The organism is Streptomyces colwelliae (genome assembly GCF_048158785.1).
Classification (GTDB): Bacteria; Actinomycetota; Actinomycetes; order Streptomycetales; family Streptomycetaceae; genus Streptomyces.
Genome location: NZ_JBLTJC010000503.1, coordinates 1 through 6,356, shown reverse-complemented (window position 1 = coordinate 6,356; position 6,356 = coordinate 1). Strand labels below are relative to the sequence as shown.

Below are 6,356 nucleotides of genomic sequence, written 5' to 3'. Positions count from 1 at the left end.
CGTACGGGAGAGGGGGGATTCCGCGGAAGCCGTTGGGACGGTTGCCGCAGCGCTCAACGCCCTTTCGTTGCCTGCGGATCCGCCGGTCGCAGAGGCGGAGGTTGTCGCATCGTGCGGTCCGCTGCCGTGCTCGCCCCCCCCGCCCGGCAAGCAGTTCCTGATCGAGAACGCGGCCTGGTCTTCGGGAGCGGTGAGGTCGACAACGGACATACGGACACTGGTTCGAGACACGGGGCAACCGGGACCGTCCCCCATGGGTCTAGCCACCGATGACACACCATCAGGTTTCGTCGTGCATGGGGAGGCGGCGAACCCATTGTCCCGAGGGGGGACTTCATGCGCATGCGCCCGGCTGTCGCCGTCACTTTTCTGACGGTCGCTCTTACCGTGTCGGTGCTTCCGGCCACCGCCCACGCGGCGGACAGGGCCGCTGCCGACGGCACCACGTTCTCGAACGTCGTGGTCAACGGCGGCAAGGACATCGTGCTCGGCCTGACCACCAGAAAGACCGTCACGATCACGTGGACGGCCCGGGACCCGGAGGGCGTCGCCGCGTCCTGGGCCTACCTGTGGCACGGTCCCAACACCGACGACGCCGACGGCATCCTGCCGCTGTACCCACCGGGGGGAACGTGCGTGGTGTCGCCGGCGGACCCGGCAACCTCCGTCTGCAAGGTGAGCTTCGCTGTGGACGCCCGGCGGGACTTCGACCACAACGGCCTCGCCGGTACCTGGAAGGTGCTCGCCGGGGCGCAGGACACCACCGACGACTGGACGGAGATCGACGTCGCCGGCACGGTCAACGTCAAGCGGTATGCCACGGTGACCGTCAACGCCGCCCCCGAACCGGTGAAGAAGGGAAGGACGATCACGGTCACCGGGAAGCTGACCCGCGCGAACTGGGACAGCGGCAACTACACCGGCTACCAGGGCCGGCCGGTCCAGCTGCAGTTCCGTAAGAAGGGCAGCTCGGTCTACACCGCGCTGAAAACCGTCACCAGCGGCGTCGGCGGCACACTGAAGACCACCGTCAAGGCCAAGACCGACGGCTACTTCCGCTACGTCTTCACCGGCACTCCCACCACCGGCCCCGCCACGGCGACAGGCGACTTCGTCGACGTCAGGTGACGAACCTGCCCGCTCTCGCCAGTGCTCGGCTTGCGGCGTGTCGCCCTTCGGCCTCTTCGGAGGGGCGCCGATCTGGTCAGGGAACTCGTTGGCCAGCCCCGGTAGCCCTCGTCGACCTCGGCCGTCACCTTCGGGCGGCGAACCTGGGTCTCAGCGCCGTCGATCCGCAACCGGATCCCCGCGGAGCGGGCGACGCCGTACAGCTCGGCGAGCGCTGCGTGCGGGAGCCCGGTGCGTAGGCGGACCAGGGTGACGAGCAGGCGGTCGGTGGAGACCAGGTCGTGCTCAGGGCCGGCACCGGCCTCCCACTGCCGCTCGGCACCGCGCCGCGCCGCTCACGAAGCTCCGACTCGCGCCGGGCGAGCCACAGATCGGCCAACTCTGTGATCACATCGCCGAGTTGTGCACGGAAGACGCCGCAGAAGGCAGGACGGGTCAAGGTCGCACGGGCCCACTTCTTGGTCACACTCGAAGAATCCGTGAGGCCACTGCCACGTCACGGCTGCCCGCCGATGGTCAACGGGTGTGGCTCTTCTGCGGGAACTGTCCGAGTTGGGAACTTTCCCGCAGAAGAGCAAACGCGGCCGGCCAAGCACCGGCCTGAGTGTCAGGGCCTCAGCAGTCCGCCCACCCACCAGTCGTGCGGTTTGCCGTCGTTGGCGATGCCGCGATTGCGCAGTGTCCCTTCGACGGTGAAGCCGAGTTTCTCGGCGACGGCACGCGAGCCGGTGTTCCCGGCCATGGCCCACCACTCGATGCGGTGGACGTCGAGGGTGCTCCAGCCCCAGTCGCACAGGGCCCGAGCGGCCTCGACCGAGTACCCGCGTCCGCGCTGCTCCTTGACCGCCCAGTAACCGAGCTCCCAGACGCCGCGGCTGACGAGGGTCAGGCAGTACGAGCCGACCAGGGCACTGGTGTCCTTGCGGAACGCGCCGAGGGTGTAGTCCTTGTCCTCGGCCCACTGGGCGGGCAGCTTCTCGCCGACGAGATTCTCCGCGTCCGCACGCCGGTACGGCGCCGGCACCGGGGTGTAGAACTGGATGTCCTCGTCCTGGCAGGCTTCGTACACCGCATCCACGTCGGCAGGTGTGAAGGCCCGCAGCAGCAGACGGTCGGTCTCAAGCGTCACTGGATCCATCGCGGCAGTATGACCACCATCAACAAGTGGTGACCATCGAATATCCCGACCGAGCACCGCCCATCACAACACCCCCCGGTCTGGTCAACGGACTTCCCCCTCCCGCGGGTTGTCACCCCAGTCCGCCGTAGGCGGCCATGATGATCTCCATGCCGCGGTTGTCCTGCTGCTGCTCCCGGTCGATCATCTGGTTCATCACGTAGGCCACCGTCATACGTGATTCAGGGTCGCTCACGACCAACGAGCCGCCCCATCCGCCCCATCCGAAGGTGTTGCCGAACTTGCCGAAACCCACGGTCCAGGACATCGGCGTCCGCAGCACCCGGTCCTCGCCGTGGAACACCTCCTGCCACGCGGGCTCGCAGCCCTGAGGGGACAGCAGCCGCACGCCACCCGCGGAACCCCGGTTCGCCAGCACCGACTGGACGAGGGCGACGGACCGGGCGTTGCCGAAGCCGTTCACCGCGGGGATCTGCGCACGGCGCCAGGCCACGGAGTTGGCATCCCTGACCCGGACCGCGACACCGGTGTAGTCCCGACGTGTGCCGTCCGGTCCGAGCGGTGCGCCGGCGGCGAACTCGTCGGTCAGTGACGGCGGCGGGACGAGCGGTGCGACGCGGTGGTCGTCGGCGGCGGAGAGCCCGATGTGGAAGTCCGCGCCCAGCGGCTTTGCCACTTCCTCGGCGAAGAAATCACCGAGGCTACGGCCGGTGACGCGGCGGACGATCTCACCGACCAGGAACCCGAAGGTGAGCGCGTGGTACCCGGCGGCCGTGCCCGGTTCCCATTCGGGGGCCTGCGCGGCCAGCCCCGCCGTCACGCTCTGCCAGTCGTAGAGGTCCTCGACCGCCGTCGGCCCGGACAGGTCCGGCAGTCCCGCGGTGTGGGACAGCACGTTGCGCACCAGCAGACGCTCCTTGCCCGCCGCGGCGAACTCGGGCCAGTAGGCGGCCACCGGCGCGGACAGATCGATCCGTCCCTGGTCGGCCAGGACAAGCGCGCACAGGGCGGTCATGTTCTTCGTCGTCGAGTTCACGCCCGTGAGGGTGTCGCGCTCCCAGTCGACCGTGCGGTCCGCGTCGGCGTACCCGCCCCAGAGGTCGACCACCGGCTCGCCGTCGAGGTAGACGGCGACCGATGCACCCACATCGTCCTTGCCGAGCGAAGCCGCGAGGGCCTCCTCGACTGCGGCGAACCGCGGCTCGCACAGCCCCTTAACATCAGTCATGTGCGCAAGCCTCAGGCAACGCCGGGGCCACCCGCCCGACAATTCCCGCACGGCTTCTGTCGTGCCGGGCGCGACGAAATCACCTACACCTGATGACGGCCCGGCCGGCCGTATCGGCAGCCGGTCACGCGGGCTCGGGGAGCCCTCGAACGGCAGGTGCGTCGCCACAGCGCACCCGGCCGCAGGAACTGCCACAGCCAGGTGCGCATTGCTACGGGGGAGACTCAAGGAAGTAAGGAAGAAGGAAGAGGGACGGAGACGCGTGCTGGAGCGGCTGAATCAGGCACTGGACCACCTGGAGGCCTGCCTCGACCGGGAGGTCGACGTGGCCGAGGCGGCCCGGATCGCCGCGGTGTCGGAGTACCACTTCCGCCGGCTGTTCTCCGCCCTCGCCGGGATGCCGCTCCCGGTCTACGTGCGACGCCGGAGGATGACGCTCGCGGCGGCCGAGGTGCTGGCCGGGGAACACACGCTGCTCGATGTCGCGGTGCGGTACGGCTACGGCTCGGGCGAGGCCTTCGCCCGAGCCTTCCGGTCGGTGCACGGCATCGGTCCGGGTGAGGCCCGTCGCACGGGCGCACTGCTCACGGCACAGCCACGCATGTCCTTCCGCGTCGTCGTCGAAGGGAGTACGACGATGCGGTACCGGATCGTGGAGAAGGAGGCGTTCCGGATCGTCGGCAGGAAAGCCCGGGTCCCGCTGGTGCACGAGGGGGTCAACGCGGCCGCCGCGGCGCACGTGGAAAGCCTGGATGCGCGGGCGATCGTACGGATGAAGGAGCTGGCCGACCGGGAACCGGAGGGGATCCTGTCGGCAGCGGTGTATCTGACCGACAGTCGGGAGGAGGGCACCGAGGCGGACTACTGGATCGGCGTGGCCACAGGCCCGGAGACGACCGTCGGGGAACTCGACGCCCTTGACGTGCCGGCCGGGACCTGGGCGGTCTTCGACAACGACGGGCCCTATCCGAGCGCGCTCCAGGAACTGTGGCGGGACGTGTTCACACAGTGGTTCCCCTCGAACCCGTACACGAGCCGGCCAGGACCGGAACTCCTGCGCACGCAACTGGTGGAAGTCGGTGAGGAGACTCACTCCCAGCTGTGGATCCCGATCGAGCGGAGCAGCGGGAACGCCGCCGCGTGACCACCGGTCTGCCGACCGGCGTGGATGGTCCAGTTCGTCAGGGCCGCGCCCGGGCCGACTGTGACGCAGGCCATGATTCCTGTCGTCCGATCTTGGAATGCGTGAGTGCGGGCCGCGGCTGTAGCGCCCGTAGACTTTTCCCGCCCCCAGGGGCGCATCGGGCAACGGCGGCCGGCGCGACAGGCTACAGAAACAGGGCGAACGGGACGCATCACGGTCCTGCCCACTTCCCCCGCATCCGCACGCAAACCGCCGCCCGTGAAAGGTACTTGCGCTCCATGCCACTGGCCCTGCTGGCCCTTGCCCTCGTCGCGTTCGGTATCGGTACGACCGAGTTCGCCACGATGGGACTGCTGCCCCAGATCGCCGACGGCGTCGGCGTGTCCGTGCCGCACGCCGGCAACCTCGTCTCCGCCTACGCGCTCGGTGTCGTCGTCGGGGCGCCCGTCCTGACCGGCATCGGCGCGCGCATCGCCCACAAACGGCTCCTGCTCCTGTTGTCCGCCCTGTTCGTGATCGGCAACGTCGCCTCCGCTCTCGCTCCGAACTTCGGCCTGCTGTTCGCCGCACGGTTCCTGGCGGGCCTGCCCCACGGAGCACTGTTCGGCGTGGGTGCTGTCGTGGCCTCCCGGCTGGTCGCCCCCGAACGAGCCGGGCGGGCGGTGTCGAGAATGTTCCTCGGACTCACCATCGCCAACATCGTCGGTGTCCCGGCCGGCACCGCCCTCGGGCAGCATCTCGGCTGGCGGTACGCCTACTGCGCCGTCGCCGTCATCGGCCTTGTCGCGCTGGCCGCGCTAGCCGCCTTCGTCCCCCACCAGCCCCGCAGCAACCAGGCCGGCATCCGGCACGAACTGCGGGCGATGGGCAACCGGCAGGTAGCCCTGGGCCTGGCCACCGCCGTCGTGGGATTCGGCGGCTTCTTCGCCGTCTACAGCTACCTGGTGCCGATCCTGACCCACCTGACCGGTCTCTCCGACTCCTCGACGACCTGGGTCCTCGCGCTCTACGGCATCGGAATGACGCTGGGCACACTGATCGCGGGTCCGCTCACCGACCGGGCCCTGCGCCCGACGTTGTACGGGGGCCTCTTCCTGCTCGGTGCGACGCTCGTGGCGTTCTACTTCACCGTCCACAGCACCGTCCCCGCCCTGGTGACCCTCGCTTTCATGGGCGCGATGGGCGCCCTGGTCACCACCCCGGTGCAGATGCTGCTCATGGCCAAGGCGAAGAACGCGCCGACAATGGCCGCGGCCTCCAACCACTCCGCCTTCAACCTGGCCAACGCCGGCGGCGCCTGGCTCGGCGGCCTGGCCATCTCCGCCGGCTGGGGCTGGGCCTCACCGGCCCTGGTCGGCGCGACGCTCGCCGCAGCAGGCCTCGGCCTCGCCCTCCTCGCAGGCCTCACGGACCGCGACACCGGCAGCTCCGCACTGATCACTTCCTCAGAGGCCCGAACCCCGTCAGAACTCCCGTCGAAGACGTCTCAAACGTGGACGAGTAGCGACGCCAGAAATTGATCACCCTTCACAGGCCCGGTTGGCTGCTGTGGCCGCGTGTCGGGTGGTGGCTCGGGCTCATGTCCTGTATCTGCTCTGGCGTCGGCGTTTGGTTGTCGGCCTGGGTGGTTGGCGGGTGTGTGGGCGTGGTTTGGCGGTGGTTGGCGTCAGGAGGGAACCGCGGGCCTGGTCGGGTTCGTGTCCTGGTGCGGGTGGGAG

General features: G+C 69.3%; 6 protein-coding genes. 3 read left to right on the top strand and 3 right to left on the bottom strand.

The annotated features are described in order from the left end of the window. Positions 1–387 precede the first annotated feature (387 nt). Complete coding sequence (locus tag ACNFOC_RS49070) at positions 388–1,128, top strand: hypothetical protein (RefSeq protein WP_416965487.1); 741 nt, start codon at positions 388–390, stop codon at positions 1,126–1,128. Here the strand turns inward: ACNFOC_RS49070 and ACNFOC_RS49065 are convergent. From ACNFOC_RS49065 to ACNFOC_RS49055, 3 genes are all read right to left on the bottom strand, one after another. Next, positions 1,059–1,406, bottom strand: coding sequence for a transposase family protein (locus ACNFOC_RS49065; protein WP_416965488.1), 348 nt, complete (start codon positions 1,404–1,406; stop codon positions 1,059–1,061). The two genes, ACNFOC_RS49070 and ACNFOC_RS49065, sit on opposite strands and share 70 nt — an antisense overlap. A gap of 329 nt (positions 1,407–1,735) precedes the next feature. Then, positions 1,736–2,266 carry a GNAT family N-acetyltransferase gene (locus ACNFOC_RS49060; RefSeq protein ID WP_416965486.1) on the bottom strand — a complete coding sequence of 177 codons (531 nt, stop codon included), beginning with the start codon at positions 2,264–2,266 and terminating at the stop codon, positions 1,736–1,738. A gap of 112 nt (positions 2,267–2,378) precedes the next feature. Beyond that, the gene (locus ACNFOC_RS49055; protein ID WP_416965485.1) at positions 2,379–3,494 is read right to left on the bottom strand and encodes a serine hydrolase domain-containing protein; all 1,116 of its coding nucleotides are present in this window, start codon (positions 3,492–3,494) and stop codon (positions 2,379–2,381) included. A 262-nt stretch (positions 3,495–3,756) separates the two neighbouring features. Here ACNFOC_RS49055 and ACNFOC_RS49050 point away from each other — a divergent pair, with 262 nt between their 5' ends. Beyond that, positions 3,757–4,638 carry an AraC family transcriptional regulator gene (locus ACNFOC_RS49050; protein ID WP_416965484.1) on the top strand — a complete coding sequence of 294 codons (882 nt, stop codon included), beginning with the start codon at positions 3,757–3,759 and terminating at the stop codon, positions 4,636–4,638. A 278-nt stretch (positions 4,639–4,916) separates the two neighbouring features. Next, positions 4,917–6,158 carry an MFS transporter gene (locus ACNFOC_RS49045; protein WP_416965483.1) on the top strand — a complete coding sequence of 414 codons (1,242 nt, stop codon included), beginning with the start codon at positions 4,917–4,919 and terminating at the stop codon, positions 6,156–6,158. Positions 6,159–6,356 lie beyond the last annotated feature (198 nt).